Origin of the sequence: Streptomyces aurantiaciflavus, from assembly GCF_049808595.1 — a bacterium.
GTDB lineage: Bacteria > Actinomycetota > Actinomycetes > Streptomycetales > Streptomycetaceae > Streptomyces.
On sequence record NZ_JBNCAQ010000005.1, the window covers coordinates 131,566 to 153,238 of the forward strand.

At 71.7% G+C, this 21,673-nt stretch carries 17 protein-coding genes; 6 read left to right on the plus strand and 11 right to left on the minus strand.

All coding sequences use genetic code 11. The annotated features are described in order from the left end of the window. The first annotated feature begins 18 nt into the window (after positions 1-18). The 4 genes from ACPT94_RS07265 (at position 19) to ACPT94_RS07280 (ending at position 6,056) form a co-directional block, all read left to right on the plus strand. Complete coding sequence (locus ACPT94_RS07265) at positions 19-1,581, plus strand: MFS transporter (RefSeq protein WP_360336658.1); 1,563 nt, start codon at positions 19-21, stop codon at positions 1,579-1,581. A gap of 260 nt (positions 1,582-1,841) precedes the next feature. Continuing rightward, positions 1,842-2,603, plus strand: a complete 762-nt coding sequence (locus ACPT94_RS07270) for a DeoR/GlpR family DNA-binding transcription regulator (protein ID WP_360336515.1) — start codon at positions 1,842-1,844, stop codon at positions 2,601-2,603. Next, positions 2,600-3,547, plus strand: coding sequence for a 1-phosphofructokinase (pfkB, locus tag ACPT94_RS07275; protein ID WP_360336517.1), 948 nt, complete (start codon positions 2,600-2,602; stop codon positions 3,545-3,547). Before ACPT94_RS07270 ends, pfkB begins: the two co-directional genes overlap by 4 nt. Positions 3,548-3,809: 262 nt before the next feature. Next, positions 3,810-6,056 carry a PTS fructose transporter subunit IIABC gene (locus ACPT94_RS07280; protein ID WP_425245444.1) on the plus strand — a complete coding sequence of 749 codons (2,247 nt, stop codon included), beginning with the start codon at positions 3,810-3,812 and terminating at the stop codon, positions 6,054-6,056. Positions 6,057-6,666: 610 nt separating this feature from the next. Here the strand turns inward: ACPT94_RS07280 and ACPT94_RS07285 are convergent. From ACPT94_RS07285 to ACPT94_RS07300, 4 genes are all read right to left on the minus strand, one after another. Continuing rightward, positions 6,667-7,413, minus strand: coding sequence for a DUF6227 family protein (locus ACPT94_RS07285; protein WP_360336521.1), 747 nt, complete (start codon positions 7,411-7,413; stop codon positions 6,667-6,669). 256 nt (positions 7,414-7,669) lie between these two features. Then, a complete protein-coding gene (locus tag ACPT94_RS07290) occupies positions 7,670-8,890 on the minus strand; it encodes a L,D-transpeptidase (protein ID WP_425245445.1) in 1,221 nt (406 codons plus the stop codon). A 157-nt stretch (positions 8,891-9,047) separates the two neighbouring features. Beyond that, positions 9,048-10,079 carry a P1 family peptidase gene (locus ACPT94_RS07295; protein ID WP_425245446.1) on the minus strand — a complete coding sequence of 344 codons (1,032 nt, stop codon included), beginning with the start codon at positions 10,077-10,079 and terminating at the stop codon, positions 9,048-9,050. Between the two features lie 39 nt (positions 10,080-10,118). After that, positions 10,119-11,354 (minus strand): low temperature requirement protein A, encoded by a 1,236-nt coding sequence (locus ACPT94_RS07300; RefSeq protein ID WP_360336527.1) that lies wholly within the window; start codon positions 11,352-11,354, stop codon positions 10,119-10,121. A gap of 402 nt (positions 11,355-11,756) precedes the next feature. Between ACPT94_RS07300 and ACPT94_RS07305 the strand changes: the two genes are divergently transcribed. Continuing rightward, entirely contained in the window at positions 11,757-11,939 is a 183-nt protein-coding gene (locus ACPT94_RS07305) for a hypothetical protein (RefSeq protein WP_360336529.1), read from the plus strand. Positions 11,940-11,994: 55 nt separating this feature from the next. On the opposite strand, the gene mscL is transcribed toward ACPT94_RS07305, so the two are convergent. From mscL to ACPT94_RS07335, 6 genes are all read right to left on the minus strand, one after another. Further along, a complete protein-coding gene (mscL, locus tag ACPT94_RS07310; protein WP_360336531.1) occupies positions 11,995-12,468 on the minus strand; it encodes a large conductance mechanosensitive channel protein MscL in 474 nt (157 codons plus the stop codon). 138 nt (positions 12,469-12,606) lie between these two features. Then, entirely contained in the window at positions 12,607-13,287 is a 681-nt protein-coding gene (locus ACPT94_RS07315) for a hypothetical protein (protein WP_360336533.1), read from the minus strand. Positions 13,288-13,440: 153 nt separating this feature from the next. Beyond that, entirely contained in the window at positions 13,441-14,274 is an 834-nt protein-coding gene (locus ACPT94_RS07320) for an S-methyl-5'-thioadenosine phosphorylase (protein ID WP_360336535.1), read from the minus strand. Between the two features lie 142 nt (positions 14,275-14,416). Continuing rightward, positions 14,417-14,719: an FmdB family zinc ribbon protein gene (locus ACPT94_RS07325; protein ID WP_360336537.1), complete on the minus strand. Its 303-nt coding sequence runs from the start codon at positions 14,717-14,719 to the stop codon at positions 14,417-14,419. A gap of 67 nt (positions 14,720-14,786) precedes the next feature. Next, positions 14,787-16,079, minus strand: a complete 1,293-nt coding sequence (locus ACPT94_RS07330) for an MFS transporter (RefSeq protein ID WP_425245447.1) — start codon at positions 16,077-16,079, stop codon at positions 14,787-14,789. Positions 16,080-16,354: 275 nt separating this feature from the next. Further along, positions 16,355-17,878, minus strand: coding sequence for a potassium/proton antiporter (locus ACPT94_RS07335; protein ID WP_360336541.1), 1,524 nt, complete (start codon positions 17,876-17,878; stop codon positions 16,355-16,357). 245 nt (positions 17,879-18,123) lie between these two features. On the opposite strand from ACPT94_RS07335, the gene ACPT94_RS07340 reads away from it, so the two are divergent. After that, positions 18,124-20,907, plus strand: a complete 2,784-nt coding sequence (locus ACPT94_RS07340) for a penicillin acylase family protein (protein WP_360336543.1) — start codon at positions 18,124-18,126, stop codon at positions 20,905-20,907. A gap of 51 nt (positions 20,908-20,958) precedes the next feature. Here ACPT94_RS07340 and ACPT94_RS07345 read toward each other — a convergent pair whose 3' ends face one another. Beyond that, entirely contained in the window at positions 20,959-21,573 is a 615-nt protein-coding gene (locus ACPT94_RS07345; protein WP_360336545.1) for a 5-formyltetrahydrofolate cyclo-ligase, read from the minus strand. Between the last annotated feature and the right edge of the window lie 100 nt (positions 21,574-21,673).

A 21,673-nucleotide genomic window follows, 5' to 3' on the forward strand; every position in this document is an offset into this window, starting at 1 on the left:
TTCGCCCTCGCGATCGTGATGACCGCGGCCTTCATGGACCTCGTCGACGTCACGATCGTCAACATCGCCATCCCGTCCATCCGGCAGGACGCGGGCGCCTCCTGGAGCCAGATCCAGTGGATCACCGCCGGTTACGCGCTCGCCTTCGCGGCGGGCCTCATCACCGGCGGCCGCCTCGGCGACATCTACGGCCGTAAGCGGCTGTTCCTCGTCGGCATCGGCGGCTTCACCCTCGCCTCCGCGCTGTGCGGCTTCGCAGCGAACCCGGAGATGCTGGTCGCCTCCCGCATCCTGCAGGGCGGCATGGCGGCGCTGATGGTGCCGCAGGTGCTGTCGATCGTGCACGCCACCTTCCCGGCGCACGAGCGAGGGAAGGTGTTCGGGCTCTTCGGCGCCATCGTGGGGCTGGGGGCCGTCTCCGGTCCGCTGCTCGGCGCGCTGCTGACGGAGTGGAACCTGTTCGGGCTGGAGTGGCGGCCCATCTTCCTCATCAACCTGCCCGTCGGCATCGCCGGCCTGATCCTCGGCAGCCGCTTCATCACCGAGTCCCGCGCGCCGAAGGCGCTGAAGCTGGACCTCGTCGGCGTCGCACTCGTGACGCTGGGTCTGCTGATGCTGCTCTACCCGCTCACCCGCGGCCGCGAGCTGGGCTGGCCGCTGTGGGGGTACGTCTCGATGGCCGGCGCGCTCGGCGTGTTCGGGGCGCTCGTCGCGTACGAGCGGCGCAAGGGCGCGCGGGACGGCTCGCCGCTGATCGAGCTCTCCCTCTTCCGGGTGAAGAGCTTCGCGGCGGGCATCGCGGTGCAGACGGTCTTCGGCGTCGGTCTCGGCATCTTCTTCCTGGTCTGGACGCTGTACATGCAGAACGGCCTCGGCTGGAGCCCTCTGCGCGCCGGCCTGACCGGCGTCCCGTTCTCCCTCGCCGTGTCGACGGCCGCCGGACTGTCCGTGCAGAAGCTGGTCCCGCGTTTCGGCCGCAAGGTGCTCCAGGCGGGCGCCCTGGCCATGGCCGTCGGTGTCCTGCTCTACATCTGGGAGTCCGAGCGGTACGGCCTCGGCATCGCCTCCTGGCAGATGGCGCTGCCGCTGATCGTGATGGGCGTCGGCATGGGCCTGATCGTCGCCCCGCTGACGGACGCCGTGCTGTCGGAGGTGCCGCGTGAGCACGCCGGCTCGGCGTCCGGGCTCATCAACACCGTGCAGCAGATGGGCAACGCGCTCGGCCTCGGCCTGGTGTCCGTCGTCTTCTTCGGGCGGATCGGCGAACGGCTGACCCCGGACCGGATCGGCCCCGAGTTCGTGGCGGCCTTCCGGTACGCGCTGGGCTGGGTGGCCGTGGTGATGGCCGTCATCTTCCTGCTGATGTTCGCCCTGCCGAAGCGGCCGGCGCAGCATGTGGAGGGCGCGGGCGCGGGCGAGGGCGCTGGGGCGGAAGCGGCGATGGAAGCGGGCGCTTACGGGGAGGCGCGTTCCGCGGACGAGCCGGCTGCCGAGAAGCCGGCTGGGGAGGGCCCGGCCGGGGAGAGGCCGGCTGGGCATGCCTCCGCTGGACAGGGGCGTGAGCCCGAGCTGGTGCGCTGATCGAAGGCCGACTCGGACAAGCGCGGGGTCTGAGGGCCCCTGAAGGGCCCGGCGCCACACCAGGTGCCGGGCCCTTTGGCATGCCCGGCCGCGCATGCGGCCACCTGACTGCCGGGTCCGAAGTCCGTTCATGCCCGAATGCGGTCCGAAGGTGTTTACTTTCCGGACATCCGGGCGTAGCCTCCGAAGAGAAACCACAAGTTCGGGCATGAGTCGGAAGCAGTCGGGCATCGGCCGGACCTGAGTCGGAGGCGACGGACATGTACGCACCGGAGCGGCAGCAGGAGATCCTGCGGCTCGCCCGTGACGGCGGCCGGGTGGACGTCCTGTCGCTGGCCGAGGAGTTCCAGGTCACGGCGGAGACCATCCGCCGCGACCTCAAGGCCCTCGACCGCGCCGGCCTCGTCCGCCGTGTGCACGGCGGTGCCATCCCGGCCGGACGCCTCGACTTCGAACCGGACCTCGCCGAACGCGAGACCACCTCCGCCGACGAGAAGGACCGCATCGCCAAGGCCGCCCTCACCGAGCTGCCGTCCGAGGGCACGATGATCCTCGACGCCGGCACCACGGTCGCCCGCCTGGCCGCCGCCCTCCCCCTGGAGGTCTCACTCACCGCCGTCACCCACTCCCTGCCCATCGCGGCCCGCCTCGCGGACCACCCCGGCATGCAACTCCACCTCGTAGGCGGGCGCGTACGCCACCGCACGCGCGCCGCCGTGGACGCCTGGGCGCTCCGCGCATACGGAGAGATCCGCGCCGACGTCCTGTTCGTCGCCGCCAACGGCTTCTCCACCGAACACGGCCTGACCACCCCCGACCTCGCCGAGGCCGCGGTCAAGCGCGCGGCGATCGCCGCGGCCCGCCGTGTGGTGCTGCTCGCCGACTCCTCCAAGCACGGTCAGGAACACTTCGCCCGCTTCGGCGACCTGAGCGACGTGGACCTGCTGATCACCGACAGCGGGCTGAGCCCCGACGACGCGGCCGCCATCGAGCGCGGCGGCACGGAAGTAGTGCGCGCATGATCCTCACCGTCACCCCCAACCCCTCCCTCGACCGCACCTACGAGGTCCAGGCCCTGAAGCGCGGCGAAGTCATCCGCGCCGAGACCGAGCGCATGGATCCCGGCGGCAAGGGCGTGAACGTCTCGCGCGCCGTCGCGGCCGCCGGACGGCGCACGGTCGCCGTCCTGCCCCTCGGTGGTGCGCCGGGGGCGCTCGTCGCCGACCTGCTCGACGCGCAGGGCATCGAGGTCGCGCCGGTCCCGATCGCCGGAGCCACCCGCTCGAACATCGCGCTCGCGGAGTCGGACGGAGTACTCACGAAGATCAACGCGCCCGGGCCCGACCTGACGGCCGCCGAGCAGGAACTGCTCCTGGAGACGGTGCGCGAACAGTCGCACGACGCCGACTGGATCGCCTGCTGCGGCAGCCTGCCCCGAGGGCTCGCACCGTCCTGGTACGCCGATGTGGTCGCGCGGGCGCACGCCGGGGGCGCGCGGATCGCGCTGGACACTTCGGGGCGCGCGCTGCTCGAAGCGCTGCGTGAACGGCCCGACGTGGTGAAGCCGAACGCCGAAGAGCTCGCGGAGGCCGTCGGGCGCCCCCTGGCGACCGTGGGCGACGCGGTGAAGGCGGCCGAGGAGTTGCGCGAGATGGGCGCACGCGCCGTGCTCGCGAGCCTCGGCGCCGACGGACAGCTCCTCGTGGAGGACGCGGGCACCTGGTTCGCCTCCGCGCGCGTCGACGTCGTCCGCAGCAATGTGGGAGCGGGCGACTCCTCCCTCGCCGGCTTCCTCATCGCCGGCGGCAGCGGCGCGCAGGCGCTCGCCTCCGCCGTCGCGCACGGCGCGGCCGCCGTCCAACTGCCCGGCAGCGTGATGCCGACCCCCGCCGACCTGGACCCGGCGGCGGTGACGGTCACAGCGGAGGTGCCGGTGGACCGCGAACTGAAGGAGCCGGTGTCATGACCCTCCTCGTCGACCCCGGCGCGCCCGCCGAGGCGCTCACCGCACCGGCCCCGAAACGGCGAGGCACCCCGTTACTCGCCGTGGCAGACGGGAGGCAGGGCCACCTGAGCCGCTCTGCCGCCCCGCGGAGGCGGGGTTTCCCCGCCCCCGCCTCCGCGCCCCCTGCCTCCCCCCGCCCACCCCACCCCGCCCCCCACTGCACCCCCGTCCCCTCCCCCGCCCACCCCACACCCCGGGCGATACGCGTGCGAAGGAGCCCGCGATGAGCGACATGATCACCGCGGACCTGGTCGACCTCGACCTGTCCGCCGACACCAAGGAAGCGGCGGCGCGATCCCTCGCCGAGCGCATGGTGGCCCAGGGCCGGGTGACCGACCTGGAGGGCTTCCTCGCCGACGTGGCCGCCCGCGAGGCCCAGATGCCGACCGGCCTCGACGGCGGCATCGGCATCCCGCACTGCCGCAGCGCCCACGTCACCGAGCCGACACTCGCCTTCGGACGCAGCGCCGCCGGCATCGACTTCGGCGCCCCGGACGGCCCCGCCGACCTGATCTTCCTGATCGCCGCCCCCACCGGCGCCGACGACGCCCACCTCACGATCCTGTCGTCCCTGGCCCGCCAGCTGATGAACACCGACTTCACCTCCGCGCTGCGGTCGGTGGAGGACGGGCGAGCCGCTGCGGCGCTGATCCGCGGCGACGAGGCGGCCACGGCGGCTACCGCGCCCGCGCAGGGCGCCGGGGCGGACAAGGACGCGGACGGCGCGAACGCGGTCACGGGCGCGGGCGCGCACGGCGCTGAGGACGGCGCGGGTGCGGGTGTGAAGGGCGCCGACGAAGGCGCCACGAGCGCCGGCGAGGGCGCACAGGGTGCCGCCGGCGCCTCCAAGGACACCGCCGTGGCGTCGGGGGCGGCCTCTCGCGACGCCACGGCGGCTGACACGGCGCCCGCGCCGGGCGCGCACGCCCCGGCCGCAGGCGCCCCCTCCGGCCCCGACGAGCGCCCCTTCCGCATCGTCGCCGTCACCTCCTGCCCGACCGGTATCGCCCACACCTACATGGCGGCCGAGTCCCTGGAGAACGCCGGCCGCGAGGCGGGCGTCGAGCTGGTCGTCGAGACCCAGGGCTCGGCCGGCTTCACCCGGCTCGACCCGGCCGTCATCGCCGCGGCGGACGGCGTGATCTTCGCCCACGACGTCCCCGTCCGCGAGAAGGACCGCTTCGCCGGCAAGCCCACCGTGGACGTCGGCGTGAAGGCGGGCATCAACCGCCCCGCCGAGCTCATCACCGAGGTGCGCGGCAAGGCCGAGCGCGGCGAGGTGACATCGGCGGCGCCCGCCGGCTCGCGCACGCCGGTCGAACGCGCCGGCGACTCCACCGAGGGCTACGGCACCAAGCTCCGCAAGTGGCTGATGTCCGGCGTCAGCTACATGGTCCCGTTCGTCGCCGCGGGCGGTCTGCTCATCGCCCTCGGGTTCGCGATCGGCGGTTACCAGATCAACAAGGCCCCGTCGGTCATGGAGCACTTCGTGTGGACCCAGGCCGACAGCTGGGGCGCGCTCTTCTTCCAGATCGGCGGCGCCGCCTTCGGCTTCCTCGTCCCGGTCCTCGCCGGTTACATCGCCTACGGCATGGCCGACCGGCCCGGCCTGGTCCCCGGCTTCGTCGGCGGCGCGATCTCCCTCACCATCAGCGCGGGCTTCCTCGGCGGCCTGGTGGCCGGTCTGATCGCCGGCGCGGTGGTGATGGCCATCCAGAAGGTCAACATCCCGGCGCCACTGCGCGGCATCATGCCGGTGGTGGTGATCCCGCTGGTCTCCTCGGCGGTCGTCGGATTCCTGATGTTCGTCGTCATCGGCAAGCCCATCGCCGAGGCGCAGAAGGGCCTGACCGACTGGCTGAACGGCCTCACCGGCACCAATGCCGTCCTCCTCGGCGCCCTGCTCGGCCTGATGATGTGCTTCGACCTCGGCGGCCCGGTCAACAAGGTCGCGTACACCTTCGCCACGGCCGGTATCGCGGTCGCCAGCCCCAGCGACTCGGCCATGAAGATCATGGCGGCCGTCATGGCGGCCGGCATGGTCCCGCCGCTGGCGATGGCCCTCGCGACCACCGTGCGCGGCAAGCTCTTCACACAGACCGAACGCGAGAACGGCAAGGCCGCCTGGGTCCTGGGCGCCTCCTTCATCTCCGAGGGCGCGATCCCGTTCGCCGCCGCCGACCCGCTGCGTGTGATCCCCTCCTCGATGGTGGGCGGCGCGGTCACCGGCGCCCTGTCGATGGCCTTCGGCGCCACCCTGCGCGCCCCCCACGGCGGCATCTTCGTGGTCCCGCTGATCGGCAACCCGTTCCTCTACCTGATCGCCATCGCGGCCGGCGTGGGCGTCACGACCGCCCTGGTCGTCGTCCTCAAGGGCCTGCGCAAGCCGGCCCCCGGCGCCACCGCCCCCGAAGCGGAGAGCGGCGCGGCCGCCACGGCGGCGGAGAAGAAGCAGCCGGTGGCGGCGTAGCGGTACGGCTCTCACCGGAGCGGCCGGTCACAGCCCTCGCGGGACGGGGCTGCGACCGGCCGCTCGCCCGTTTGACGCGCTGTGCGCGGTTCCCAACTCCTTCGCGCCGCATGAGGCATTCATGCGACCTGCGCCACCTGCGACATACGTCACGGTCCGGGACCTACGTCCCGGACCGTGATGTCTACTGGCCCGTATGCCTGAGCACCTCTCGATCCCCCAAGCGGCGGGCGTGGCCGCCCTCGCCCTGGCGTGCGCCGCCTGGCTGTACGGCCTGAGCCGCGTCCTGCGCCGCAGCCGAGGGAGCGCGGGCACAGGGGGCCTCGGGACCGGCGCGCACCGGTCACGAGGGCGCGCACGGCGCTCGAAGGCGGGCGGGTCGCGTCCCGGGGCGGGCAGGTTGCGTCCAGGGGCGCGTATACGACGTGGGAGCGCCGGCGTACGTCACCCGGCGCGGGACCCCTTCCATCCCCTGCCCGCCCTTCCGGCGCTCCCGCGCCAACGCCAGGCAGGCCCGCCCCTGGAGGCCGTGCAACTGAGCCCGGCGGAGCAGGCCGCCTTCGCCGGTCTTGTACGCCGGCTCAGCAGCGGACGCTGAACGCGCCCGGAGTCAGGAGACCTGCGCCGCCCGCCGCTCCATCGCCTCCCGGGCCGCGTCCTCCGTCGGATACACCTCGCACATGTGCCGCCCGTCGGGCGTCGCCGTGTGCTCGACCTCCCACAGGGAGATCTCCTGGCCGTCACGGAGCAGGAACGCGTGCTCGTAGAGCGCGAAGCCCAGACCGATGCGCCCGGCGCGGCACGGGCGCCCGAACGCCTGCGTGATCTGGTGCGCGAACGCCGACCTCAGCAGCGTCGCCGTGTCCGCGCCGGGCCGGTCGGCGTTCTCCGCGCGGCGCAGCAGCCGGCGCGCGTGGTCCGCCGAGTCGTCCGGTACGTACACATGCCGCGGCGCGGGGATCGGCGACAGCTGGGCGAACACCGGCAGCTCGAAATCGGGCGCGTCCGGCGGCAGCGGCAGCCGGGCCGTGGCGGCGCGCAGCTCCTCCTCGTCGACGTACACCTCGTGCTGCGGCTCGCTGCCCGGCTCGGGGTTGTGGACGAGCTCCCACAGGGTGAGCGCGGAGCCGTCCGCCAGCAGCCAGGTGTGCCGGTACGTCTCGCGGTGCAGCCCCGCGCTGTGGTGCGCGGAGTGCAGCGAGCTGTCGTGCGCCAACGCGCAGTCGAGCCGCCTCACGCATTCGTCGGGCAGCTCGAACGAGTTCAGGGCGCGACCGAGGAGCCGCTCGAGGTGCTCCTCCGGAGTCTCGGGCGACTCGGCTGGTTCGTGCGCTGCCGTCTCGTACGGAACGCTCAAGGTTTCTCCCGGCGTTGCTGCATGTCACCTTGTGGGTGCATACCGTAGCCCCTCGGCCGGACATCATGTCCGGGAACCGAGAAAACGTACGCCAGGAATACGCGCGGGCCGCGCGAAAAATTCCCGCACGGCCCGATGATCCGTCAGAAACAGCCGGTCAGCGGCCTGTTGCCACGCGGCGACCGGGACAGGTCACCCGCGCCGGCCGCCACCGGACTCACCTGGTGCCCGGCCGCTCCGACCGGTTTGCCGCCCTTCACGCGGCACTCCCGGCGATCCACTCGCTCCACGCCATGTTCCACCCGTTGAGCCCGTTGTCCGGAGCCACCGTCTTGTCGGGGGAGTTCTTCACGATCACCACGTCACCGATGAGCGAGTTGTCGTAGAACCACTTGGCGGGCGTGTCGCCCTGCGCGCCCTGCACGTCCGCGAGCCCCACGCAGCCGTGGCTGGTGCCCTCGCGCCCGAACGGCGGGTTGCCCCGGTTGTACCAGTAGTTGCCGTGGATGAAGGTGCCGGACGTCGTCAGACGCATCGCGTGCGGCACGTCCGGGATGTCGTACTCGCCCCCCAGACCGACCGTCTGGCTGTTCATGCGCGTCTGCGTGAACTTCTCCGAGATCACCATCTGCCCGTTGTACGTGGTGTGCTGGGGGCTGCCCGACGAGATCGGAACCGTCTTCAGCGTCTTGCCGTCCCGCACCACCGTCATGGTCTGCGTGTCGACGTCCACCGTCGACACCTGCGAGCGCCCGATGGTGAAGGTCACCGTCTTCTTCTGCACCCCGTAGACGCCGTTCGCGCCCTGCACGCCGTCCAGGTCGATCTTCATCGTGACCTTGGAGCCGGCCTTCCAGTACTCCTCGGGCCGGAAGTCGAGCCGCTGCGACCCGAACCAGTGCCCGACCACCTTCTGCCCGCTGCTGGACGTCACCGTGATGTGGGACTGCACGGCCTTCCTGTCGCTGATCGCCTTGTCGAAGGTGAACGACACGGGCATCCCGACGCCGACCGTCGTCCCGTTGTCCGGCGTGTACGTCCCGATGAAGCTGTTGGCCGAAGTGACCGTGGTGAAGATGGAGTTGGCGGCGGCCGTGCGCCCGTTCGCGTCCTTCGCCGTCGCGGATATCTGGTACTTCGTCCCGCGTTCCAGCTGCTCCTTCGGCTTCCAGCTGTGGCCGTCGCCCGAGACCGAGCCCTCCACCACCTGGTTCGTCCCCGCCACCGTCATCTTCACGCCGGTGAGCGTGCCGTCGCTCACCTTCACGCCGGTCGTGTTGATCGACGCCCCCGTCGCCCCGTCCTGGGCCGAGATGACGATCTTCGCGGTGGACGTCTTCGCGGCGTCCTTACCGCCCTTGTCACTGTCGTTCTTGGCGGTGGCGCTGCCACCGCAGGCCGTCAGGGTCAGGGCGCCGACCACCAGGACGGCACAGGCCCCCAGTACGCGCCGCGCTGCTATGTCCGGCGTTGTCACGGGCTGCTCCAGCTTCATGTGATGTGCGTTGCTCCGCTCCAGTACGTGGAGGAAGAGGAGCTCGGCGCCCGGCGAGGTTCCCTCCGTGCGCCCTGAACGCCATCGCGTGACAGAACCGGGACAATCGCCCGTTCTCGAAGCTCGCAGGCCGACCGCGCTACCGGCGCTCGCCGTACAACTCCGTGTACGACGGCCACGCGCCGCCCGCGGTCTCGACCGACTCCGCGGAGCGCACGGCCCGCACGATCGCGCGCGTCACCATGTCCGCGCCCGCCGCGAGGATGTCGTTCAGCGCGAGCGGGTGCGCGGGCGTGAGCGGACGCGCACCCGTCGCCAGCGCGAACACGGTGTCCCCGTCGTGCAGGAGGTGCACCGGGCGCACGGCGCGTGCGATGCCGTCGTGCGACGTGCCCGCCAGCTTCTGCGCCTGCGCCTTCGTCAGGTCCGCGTCGGTGGCGACCACCGCGAGCGTCGTGTTCAGGGGAGCAGGCGCGCTCTTCGCGGCGCTCTCCGCGAGGCGCCGGCGCGCGGCATCGTGCACGCGCCCCTCCGGGTACTCCACACGCCCCTGGAACAACTCGCCGTACAGCACGCCCGTTGCGGGGTCCATCACCGATCCCACCGCGTTGGCCACGACCAGGGCCGCCACCGTGATCCCCGAGTCGAGCACGGTGCCGGCGGTGCCGACCCCGCCCTTCACCGGCCCGACCGCGGCACCCGTCCCGGCGCCGACGCACCCCTGCAGCACCAGCGCGCCGGGCTCGCTCGCCGCGGCCGCCTCGACCGCGGCCCGGCCGGTGGCCGCGTCCGGGCGGGCTCGGAAGTCGCCGCCGCGCCCCAGGTCGAAGACGCAGGCGGCGGGTACGACCGGGACGACGTGCGCCGGGTCCGTGCCGACGGGCACCCCGCGCCCCTGCTCCTCCAGCCAGGCCATCACCCCGGACGCCGCGTCGAGCCCGTAGGCGCTGCCACCGGTCAGCACGATCGCCTCGACTCGCTGCACCAGGTTGCGCGGATCCAGGGCGTCGGTCTCTTTCGTGCCGGGGCCGCCACCGCGCACGTCGACGGCGGCGACGGCGCCGCCCTCCGGAGCGAGGACGACGGTGGCGCCGGTGAGCCAACCGTCGCCGGTGTGCGTCGCATGGCCCACCCGCAGGCCGGCGACGTCCGTCAGAGCGTCAACTGTCATGGGAGCCAGTCTCACTCAGCGCGCCGCGAGGAGGCGGTGTCACGCCGCCGCGCTCGAAGCGCGCGACGCGCTCTCTCGCGCCGGCCTGCGCGCCGTCAGCGTCGTCCCCGTCGCCACGGCCAGCGCCAACACGAGCCCGGCCGCGAGGACCGCCCACTCGCCCAGGAAGGTGCAGCAGATCACCAGCAGCGCGGTGACCGGCAGAACCAGCTGCTGGGCGAGGCCCACCCTGACGTAACGCGCGTGCAGCGCCCAGACGGTGAGCAGGTACAGCGCCGTCGGCAGGGTCACCGCCGCCGACGCGGCGAGCAGGGACAGGTGTGCCTCGCCGACCGCCTCCTCGACGGCCACCTCCAGGCCCGCTCCGATCGCGGCGGCCGAGGCGAAGACCACGTAGTGGCCGTATCCCCACAGGAACGCCTGCCTGCTGGAGCGCAGATGGCCGTGGACCGGCACGAAGTAGATCCACCAGGCGGCGAAGATGATCAACAAGCCGCCGGCGGCGATCGGCAACAGCTCGGCCAGCGCCTCGTCCTCGTCGATGGCGGACTTCACGGCGACCGTCGCCGCGGCGATCGTCTCGCCCAGCACGATGATCGTGAACAGCCCGTAGCGCTCCGCGATGTGGTGCGGATGCCAGGCGGTCGGATGGTCCTTCTCGGCGTAGACCGGTACGCACATCTCCAGCAGCGCCATCACCAGGAACAGCCAGGACCTGCCACCCTCGGGCAGCACCAACAGCCCGACCCAGCCGATCTGGCAGAGCACCACGCCACCGGCGTACCGCAGCGCCATCGTCCGCTCCGGGCCCTCGCTCGACACCGCGACCCGCAGCCACTGCGCGGTCATGGCCAGTCGCATGATCACGTAGCCCAGCAGGACGGCGAGGAACTCGTGGTCCTGGAACGCCCGGGGCACCCCCGCCGCGAGGACCAGGACGCCGGCGATCTGTATCAGCGTGACGACGCGGTAGAGGACGTCGTCGTTGTCGTACGCCGAGGCGAACCAGGTGAAGTTCATCCAGGCCCACCAGATGGCGAAGAAGACCATCGCGTAGCTGATGATCCCCTCGCCCGTGTGGGACTCCGCCACGGCGTGGACCAGCTGGACGCCCGCCTGCGCGATGGCCACGACGAAGCAGAGGTCGAAGAAGAGTTCCAGCGGCGAGGCGACCCGATGGGCCTCGCCGCGCCCGCGCGCGGTGAGCCTGCGCAAGGGTCTTTGGCGAGTGGGCCCGCCGGAGGGGGAGGACGGGGGAACGGGGCTGGTCGTCATGGGTCCCAGCACAGCAGATAACCGCCCGAATATCTTGCACAGGGACGCCCCGGCGCAGGAGGGTCGCCACTCTCGGCGAACGCCGGGGCCAGGCGGCACGCGCGCGTTCCTGCCCGCCCGCCGTCGACGCCCCGACGTGGTCGGTAGCAGCCTCCGTCGTCTTCCTCGACGCGGTCACGTGCGTCGGTGTCCCGCCCCTCCACCGGCGCGTCGACGGCCTGCCCTTCGACCGGCTGGACGAGGCCGAGCCGCAGGCGCCCGGCCGGTGGCGCGTCGGCGCGGATTCCGGCCGGTGGCGCGTGGGTACGGGTTCCGGTCAGTGGCGCGGCGGCACGTGCCCCGGCCGGTGGCGCGGCGGCACGGGTTCCGTCCGGGCCGGCTTCGGGGCCGTACCCTGGACGCATGAGCACCCCCTCCGCCCCCGAGCCGCGCGAGCCGAAGGCCGCGCTGGTCTTCGACGACCCGCTGGACCAGCAGTCCTCGGACGACACGGACCGTGGTTGGGGCGAGCGGCCGGTGGCCGGCGGCGACAGCGCGGCCGACCTCAGGCGCTTCCTCGACGAGAAGCCTCCCCACCACCTCTGAAGCCGCCTGGCACAGCGGGCCCACGCTCGCCGGGCCCCGCGGAAAACCGTCGCCGCTACGGCCCTTTGTGCCCCGAGTCCCGCTGCGCGACCAGCGCGTCCCGGATCTCCTTGAGCACCTCCAGCTCGGTCACCTGGACCACCTCCTGCGTGCCCTCCCGTGCCTTGCGGCGCGCCTCCAGCCTCGCCAGGTACTTCGACATGGGCAGCACCATCAGGAAGTAGACGACCGCCGCCGTGATCACGAAGGTGAGGGTGGCGCCCAGCACCGACCCCCACAGGATCCGGACGCCTGTCGCCGCGTCGCCGGTACCGGTGCACGGACCTTTGAGGCAGGAGCTGTAGCTGTCCAGGTTCTTGGTACCGAAGGCGCCGACCAGCGGGTTGATGATGCCCTTCACCACCGAGTTGACGATGTTCGTGAAGGCCGCGCCGATCACCACCGCCACCGCCAGATCGACGACGTTCCCGCGCATCAGGAAGGCTTTGAAGCCATGCCAGACGCTCGGTTCCTTCTTGTTCTCGCTCACCTCGGGGACACTCCTCGTCTGAACGGGTAGGGGAACGAACAGCTCCGCAACCTACGTCAGGACGAGGCCGCCGTGTCCCCCTCGGGGGCATCAACGGGCGACTCGACAGCACACCGCGCAGTACGCGCAAGAAGAGGTTCACCACAGCGTCACCGCCAGCTGAGCCGTGGCGCTCGCGCCCGCCAGGCGCGCCGCGGTGGACGGCGACACCGACACCACGACCAGCGCGCCGCCGTCGACCACCTCCCCACCGGTGGGGTCGGCCGCGCCGACCACCCCGTCGAGCGGCTCGGGCACCTTCGTCACGAGCGCCCTGCGCGCGATCACACGCGCCGCACCGCCCGCCGCGCTCCGGTCGGCGGCGATGACGTCCACCCGGTCACCGGGCCGCAACAGGCGTACGGCGGCCGCGTCGGCGATCCGCACCGGCGCCTCGACGGCCTCGTTGGCCTCGGCGGCGGGACGACGGCGTACGGGATCGCCCGTCGGCGCCTGCGCGCGGGCGTGCACGCCCCCGTCCGAGTGCCCGCGGGACGGGCCGGCGTCCCCCGGCCCCGCCGCCACGAGCACGGCGGCGGTGACGGCGAGACCGAGCGCCAGGGCGCGCCGGCGGCTGCGGACGAGCCGCCGCAGCCGAAAGCGCCCGCCGCGCACCCGCACGGGAGCGAACAGCGGCACCTCGCGGGTCGCGGGAGCGTCCGTGCCGGGCGGGCGCGAAGCGGACAGGGACGAAGACGCCGACGCAGACGTGGACGCGGAAGGGGACTCGGACGGCGGCGGGAGGGCGAGGGGAGAGGGAGGCGAGGGGGAAAGGGACATGGGATCACCACCAGCGACGAGGAATCGGTGTGCGAAGCCACGATGGGCCATCGTGCCGCCGCTCGCCGGAGCCGGTGGATCACCGAGGGGTTGTGGACAACTCCCTCACCCGAACGATGCGTTCCGCCTCCGCGTCCCTGCCTCCGGACCCGGCTACGGCAGGTCGAACCCCGGATTCAGCCCGCCCAGCGCGTTCGTGCACAGGCAGTCCCGCTCGTCGCTCGCGGGCAGCGCCGCCACCGCGTCGAACAGCACCCCGCGCAGCCGGTCCACGTTCGCCGCGAACACCCGCAGCACCTCCTCGTGGGAGACGCCCTCACCGCTCTCGGCACCCGCGTCCAGGTCGGTGACCAGGTTCAACGACGTGTAGCAGAGCTCGAGTTCACGGGCGAGCGCCGCTTCCGGGTGGCCCGTCATGCCGACCACCGACCAGCCCTGTGCCCGGTGCCACAACGATTCGGCACGGGTCGAGAACCGCGGTCCCTCGATCACGACCAGCGTCCCGCCGTCCACCGGCTCCCAGTCGCGGCCGCGCGCCGCTTTCAGCGCCGCCGCGCGGCCAGCGGGGCAGTAGGGGTCGGCCAGCGACACGTGCACCACGTTGGGCACCGAGCCGTCGGGCAGTGGCAGCCCGTCGAAGTACGTCCCCACTCGCGACTTGGTACGGTCGACCAGCTGGTCGGGGACGAGCAGCGTGCCGGGCCCGTACTCGGGGCGCAGACCGCCCACCGCGCACGGCCCGAGGACCTGGCGCACTCCGAGCGAGCGCAGCGCCCACAGGTTGGCCCGGTAGTTGATGCGGTGGGGCGGCAGATGGTGGCCGCGTCCGTGCCGGGGCAGGAAGGCGACCCGTCGGCCGGCGATCTCGCCGAGGACGAGGGAGTCGCTGGGCGGTCCGTACGGGGTGTCCACCTGGATCTCGGTCACGTCGTCGAGGAACGAGTAGAAGCCCGAGCCGCCGATTACGCCGATCTCTGCGTTCGCCATGACCAGCACAGTAGCCGGAATCGAACACACTTGTTTCCGGCTCCGGAACCGCTTCCCGCCTCCGCCCGTGGTCCCTGCCTCCCGCCTCGGCAGACGCCGAGGACCCTGCCGTCGTACGACGGCAGGGTCCCGTGAGGAAGCCTTACGCGGCGGAGGTGCCGGCGGCGGAGGTGCCGGTGCTCGACGGCTTCGAGTCCGAGGAGGACGACGAGGCCGGGGTCGAGGACGTCGACGACTTGGACGACGCCGGCGAGCTGCTCGACGAGGAGCCGCGGCTGTCGTTGCGGTAGAAGCCGGAGCCCTTGAAGACGATGCCGACCGCGGAGAACACCTTCTTGAGGCGACCACCGCAGTTGGGGCACTCGGTCAGGGCGTCGTCGGTGAACTTCTGCACCGCCTCGAGGCCCTCGCCGCACTCGGTGCACTGGTACTGGTAGGTCGGCACTGTCTTCCTCCTGGCACTCTCACTCGATGAGTGCTAACGACGATCCATAGTGACGTATTCCCGGGGATCAGTCCACTGTCACCGGCACGCGGTGACCGACGCCACGTGCGACGGTACGGCTCCGGGGGTGCGCCACCAGCCGGGAGCGCAGGGCCAGCAGGGTCGCCAGGGCCAGCAGTGTGCCGCCCATGGGCACCAGGAACCCGGCGCCGTCCCGGAAGCGGTCCTCCAGCTGCCCGGCGACCGTGACGGCGGCCGCCTGGCCGAGCGCCACCGCGCCGGTCAGCCAGGTGAACGCCTCGGTGCGCGCCTCGGCCGGGACCAGGTTCTCCACCAGCGTGTAGCCGGTGATGAGCGCGGGCGCGATGCACATGCCGACCAGGAGGCCGAGCCCGGCCAGCACGAGCACGGAGTGCGCGGCCCACAGGCCGGAGGCCGTCAGCGCCAGTGCGCCGTACCCGACGACGAGGCGGTGCTGCGGAGCCGCCTTCCAGGCGACGGCGCCGCAGACCAGGCCGGAGAGCATGTTGCCGGCGGCGAAGGTGCCGTACAGGACGCCGTTCAGGCCGGGCTCGCCGATCGACTCGGTGAACGCGGCCAGTGAGACCTGCATGCCGCCGAAGACGGATCCGATGCCCAGGAAGGTCACGATCAGGACGCGCACGCCGGGGACGCGCAGGGCGGAGGCGTGCTCCCCGCGCGCGTGCCCGCCGCGGGCGGCCGGGGGCTGCGTGTGCTTCTGCGCGGCGAACAGCAAGCCGCCGAGCAGGGTGAGGGAGGCCTCGGTGACCAGGCCGGCGGCCGGGTTCACGGTGGTGCACAGGGCGGTCGCCAGCAGCGGGCCGACGACGAAGGTGAGTTCGTCGGTGACGGACTCGAAGGCCGCCGCGGTGGTCATCAGGGGTGAGCCCTTCAGCGTCACGCCCCAGCGGGCGCGGACCATCGGGCCGATCTGCGGGACGGAGGCGCCTGTCGGCACGGCCGCCGCGAACAGCGCCCACAGGGGCGCGTGCGCCAGCGCGAGCGCCGTCAGCGCGAGCGCCGACAGCGCGTGCACGAGCACGCCCGGGACCAGCACCGCGCGCTGTCCGTAGCGGTCCGCGAGGCGCCCGCCGTAGGGCGCGCACAACGCCATGGAGACGCCGGTGACGGCCGCCGCGGCGCCCGCCGCGCCGTACGAGCCGGTGGTGTGCTGCACGAGCAGCACGATGGAGAGGGTGAGCATCGCGAACGGCTGGCGCGCCGCGAAGCCGGGCAGCAGGAACGTCCATGCGCCGCGGGTGCGCAGCAGCTGCCCGTATCCCGGGCGGGAGGATGCCGACGAGTCCTTCGACGGCTCGGAGGTGACCGTGGACGCCACGGCCCGTGCCTTTCTGCCGCCTGGTAGCGCGACCCCGGATGTCGGGCGGGGGCGCCGAGAGCTGTCCTCTTGCGCGTACGCGGTAGATACCGGCGCCACTGCGGGAGGCGTCCCGGCCGCCATACGGTCGCGCCAGCTCTGCGTCAGGCAGAGTTGGTTCGATCTGGGTGCGCCTTCATCGTACAGGGGCCGTCCACCCCCTGGCCTGTGAAAACGAGCACCACGGAGCCGGCAGCCTCCGAATGAAGGGGGTGTGAACGGTGCGAAACGTGCACTTAACGCGTGCCGCCGTTCGTGCCCAGCCAGCCGGCCAGCTTGCCGCCGCGCCCCACGGCGCGCAGCCGGGCCTCGGCCGCGTCGCGGACGGGGTCGGTGGCGACGACGAGGAGTTCGTCGCCGCGCCGCAGCACCGTCGTCGGCAGCGGCACGAACGTGGTGCCGTCGCGCACGACGAGGGTGACGGCGGCCCCGGCGGGCAGGCGCAGCTCGTTGACCTCGACGCCGTGCATCTTCGAGCCCTCGGGGATCGCGACCGACAGCAGGTGCCCGCGCAGCCGCTCCAGGGGCGCCGACTCGATGCCGAGGTCGGCGGCCTCCGTGTCCTCGCCCAGGCGCAGCTTGCGGGCCAGCCACGGCAGCGTCGGCCCCTGGACCAGGGTGTAGACCACGACCAGGACGAAGACGATGTTGAAGATGCGGCGGCTGGCCTCGACGCCCTCCACCATGGGGATCGTCGCCAGGATGATGGGCACGGCGCCGCGCAGCCCCGCCCAGGACATCAGGGTCTGCTCCTGCCACGGCACCCGGAACGGCACCAGGCACAGCACCACGCTCAGCGGGCGCGCCACCATGGTCAGCACCAGGCCGATGACGAGCGCGGGCACGATGTCGTCGCCCAGTTCGTGCGGGGTGACCAGCAGGCCGAGCAGGACGAACATGCCGATCTGGGCGATCCAGCCGAGCCCGTCGGCGAACCCGCGCGTGGCCGGCCAGTGCGGCAGTTTCGCGTTGCCCATGACCATCGAGGCGAGGTAGACGCCCAGGAAGCCGCTGCCGTGCGCCAGGGAGCCCGCGGCGTACGCCACGGTCGCGATGGCCATGACGGCGATCGGGTAGAGGCCGGAGGCGGGCAGGGCGACGTGCCGCAGGCCCCAGGAGCCCGCCCAGCCCACCGCGATGCCGATCGCGGCGCCGATGGCCAGCTCCAGGAGTATCTCGCCGAGCAGCAGGTACCAGTGCTCGACGGGACCCGCGGTGGAGAAGGCGACGACCAGGATGACCACGGGGGCGTCGTTGAAGCCGGACTCCGCCTCCAGCGTGCCCGTCACGCGCGCGGGGAGGGGGATCTTGCGCAGGACGGAGAAGACCGCCGCCGCGTCCGTCGAGGACACCACCGCTCCGATGATGAGCGCCTGCCGCCACTCGAGTCCGGTCAGGTAGTGCGCGCCCGCCGCCGTGACCCCGACGCTCACCGCGACGCCGGCCAGCGCCAGCGCGGTGGCGGCCGGCAGGGCCGGCCTGACCTCCTTCCACTTCGTGCCGAGGCCGCCCTCGGCGAGGATCACGACCAGGGCCGCGTAGCCGATGACCTGGGTGAGTTCGGCGTTGTCGAAGTGGATGCCGCCGATGCCGTCCTGGCCGATGAGGACGCCGATGCCCAGGTACACGAGCAGGCTGGGGAGCCCGCTGCGTGAGGAGATCCGGACCGCTGCCACGGCGACGAGCAGGACGATCGAGCAGACGAGCAGGAGCTGGTTGAGGTGGTGGACGGTCAGCGACGGTTCCCTTCCCTGGCGCACGCCTCGCGCGCGGGAGCATCACGTACATGGGACACGAGAGCTCCGAGCTCCGGCCCCAACTACTTCGTTACCTTACCTAACTCTTGACGATTTCTTGACGTTGGTCCGGGCGTGATCGAACATCCTTCCGCGCTGGTTGCCGACTCCGCGTCAAGTGCCGCGGACCCCTGCGCCTATGGTTGCTCCAGCGCTCATTCATAGTCACAGCCCGACCTGCCGCTCGCGTTAGGACAGCAAGGACAGCGATGCCCCCCAACACCACCGCCACCACGAGTGACAAGCCCGGCAAGTCCGGCAGGAAGAAGGGGCGCAAAGCCCGTCTGATCGTCCTCGTCCTGGTGCTGGCCCTCATCGGCGGCATCGCCTTCGGCGCCTACTGGTCCATCAGCACCGTCCGCGCCTCGTTCCCGCAGACCAAGGGTTCGATCACTCTCGACGGCCTGTCCGGCCCCGTCGACGTGAAGCGGGACGGCTACGGCATCCCGCAGGTCTACGCGTCCTCCGACGAGGACCTGTTCATGGCGCAGGGCTACGTCCAGGCGCAGGACCGGTTCTACGAGATGGACGTGCGCCGGCACATGACCTCCGGGCGCCTGTCGGAGATGTTCGGCAAGAGCCAGGTCGACAACGACGAGTTCCTGCGCACCCTCGGCTGGGACCGAGTCGCCAAGCAGGAGTACGACACCAGGCTGTCGGCCTCCACGAAGAAGTACCTCCAGGCGTACGCCAAGGGAGTCAACGCCTACCTCAAGGGCAGGGACGCCGAGGACATCTCCCTCGAGTACGCGGCGCTCGGGTTCAGCAACGACTACAAGCCCGCCCAGTGGACCCCGGTCGACTCGGTCTCCTGGCTGAAGGCGATGGCCTGGGACCTGCGCGGCAACATGCAGGACGAGATCGACCGCGCCCTGCTGACCAGCCGCCTCGGCCCGCAGCAGATCGCCGATCTGTACCCGCAGTACCCCTACGACCGCAACCAGGCGATCGTCCAGGAGGGCCAGTACGACGAGCTGACCGGAAAGTTCGAGCAGGGCAGCGGCCGCAGCGGCTCCGACGGCTCCTCCACGGACGGAACGACGGGCGGCACGGGCACCTCCTCGAACACGGACGGTTCGGCCCTGCAGGGCCAGCTGTCGGGCCTCTACGACGTCCTGGACGACCTGCCCACGGCCGTCGGCGTCAACGGCAACGGCATCGGCTCCAACTCCTGGGCCGTCGCCGGGAAGTACACCATCACCGGCAAGCCGCTGCTGGCCAACGACCCGCACCTGTCGGCCTCACTGCCGTCCGTCTGGTACCAGATGGGCCTGCACTGCCGCACGGTATCCAGCACCTGCCAGTACGACGTCTCCGGCTACACCTTCGCCGGCATGCCCGGCGTGATAATCGGCCACAACCAGAAGATCTCCTGGGGCATGACCAACTCCGGCGTCGACGTCACCGACCTCTACCTGGAGAAGCTCTCCGGCGACGGCTACCAGTACGACGGCAAGGTGAAGCCCTTCACCACGCGCGAGGAGACCATCAAGGTCGCCGGCGGCTCCCCCAAGAAGATCGTCGTCCGCCAGACCGAGGACGGGATGCCTCTGCTGTCCGACCGCGACGACGAGCTCGTCAAGGTCGGCAAGAAGGCCACCGTGGACACGGTGGACACCTCGGCCCCCGACCGCGGCGACGGTTACGGCGTCGCCCTGAAGTGGACCGCGCTCGAGCCGGGCACCACCATGGACGCCGTCTTCGCCATGGACAAGGCGGCCGACTGGGACGACTTCCGCGCCGCCGCCAAGCTCTTCGACGTGCCCTCGCAGAACCTGATCTACGCGGACACCGAGGACCACATCGGCTACCAGCTCCCCGGCAAGATCCCCACGCGCGCGAAGGGCCACGACGGCTCCATCCCGGCGCCCGGCTGGGACTCCAAGTACAAGTGGACCGGCACCATCGCCTTCGACAAGCTGCCCTACGAGTACAACCCGGCCCGCGGCTACATCGTCACCGCCAACCAGGCCGTGATCGACCCGGACAAGTACCCCTACACGCTCACCACGGACTGGGGCTACGGCACCCGCAGCCAGCGCATCACCGACCTGATCAAGCAGAAGATCAAGGGCGGCGGCAAGATCTCCACCGACGACATGCGCCAGATGCAGCTGGACAACAGGAGCCAGATCGCCACGCTGCTCGTGCCCACACTGCTCAAGATCAACCTGGACGACCCGGACGTCCGTGAGGCGCAGGAACTGCTGCAGGGCTGGGACTACACCCAGGACGCGGACTCGGCCGCCGCCGCCTACTTCAACGCGGTGTGGCGCAACATCCTCAAGCTCGCCTTCGGCAACAAGCTGCCCAAGGAGCTGCGGGTCGAGGGCCAGTGCCTGTGGGTCGACCCCGTCAACAGCACCGGGCCGGTCGACAACACCGGCAAGGTCCGCGAGTGCGGCCAGCGCGACGCCGACCAGGCGCAGCCCGACGGCGGCGACCGCTGGTTCGAGGTCGTGCGCAACCTCATGGAGAAGCCGGACAGCGACTGGTGGACGACGCCCGCGAGGGGCGCGCGCGACGGCGCCGACCACAACCGCGACAAGCTGTTCGAACGCGCCATGATCGACGCCCGCTGGGAGCTGACCGCCAAGCTCGGCAAGGACATCGACACCTGGAGCTGGGGCCGGCTGCACCGCCTGTTCCTGAAGAACCAGACCCTGGGCACCAGCGGCCCTGGCTTCCTGCAGTACCTCCTCAACCGCGGCCCCTGGAAGCTCAGCGGCGGTGAGGCGGCGGTCAACGCCACCGGCTGGAACGCCGCCGGCGGCTACGAGGTCGTGTGGGTGCCGTCCATGCGGATGGTGGTCAACCTCGACGACCTCGACAAGTCGAAGTGGATCAACCTCAGCGGCGCCTCCGGACACGCCTTCAGCGCCCACTACACCGACCAGACCGGAAAGTGGGCCAAGGGCGAACTGCTCGACTGGTCCTTCTCCAAGAAGGCGGTCGACGACAGCACCAGCGACACCCTCGTGCTCAAGCCGTGAACCACCGGAAGGGGCCCTTCACGCGCGCGTGAAGGACCCCTTCCGCATGCCTCAGGTGAACCGGCGCACCCCCGACGGCGTCACCACGGCGTGCACCGGCCGGTCGTGCGCCTCCTCCGGGACGTGCTCGACGACCTCGGTGTCGTACAGGAGCACCACCAGCGTGGGACGCGCGTCGGCGCGCGCCAGACGCGTCAGCACGCGGTCGTACGAGCCGCCGCCACGCCCCAGGCGCATACCGCGCGCGTCGACCGCGAGGCCCGGCAGCAGCACCACGTCGGCGTCCATCACGGCGTCGCGGCCCAGGTGCTCGCCGGCGGGTTCGAAGAGAGCCATCCGCCCGGCGTGTTGCACCCGTGCGAGGGAGCCCTCACCGGCGTAGGCGCCCCAGTCGAGATCGTTGTCCGGCAACAGCGCCGGGAGCAGGACGCGCACGCCCCGGGTGCGCAGCGCGTCCAGCAGCGCGAGCGTCCCCGGCTCGCTCCCCACCGAGACGTACGCCGCCACCGTCCGCGCGTGCGCCAGCTCCGGCAGCTCCAGGGCGCGCTCGGCCAGTGCTGAGGCCGCTTCCCGCACGTCATCCGTCGTCAACGTGTTTCTCACTGCCAGGAGCTCGCGCCGCAACATACGTTTGTCAGAATCCGGTCCGCCCTTGAGGTGGCTCATGTGTCGCTCCCGCACCGTTCCGCCACTGTTCCAATACACCCATACGATCACGAATTAACCGGAGATACAGATTCCTCTCAAAGCCACCGGATAAGGTGGC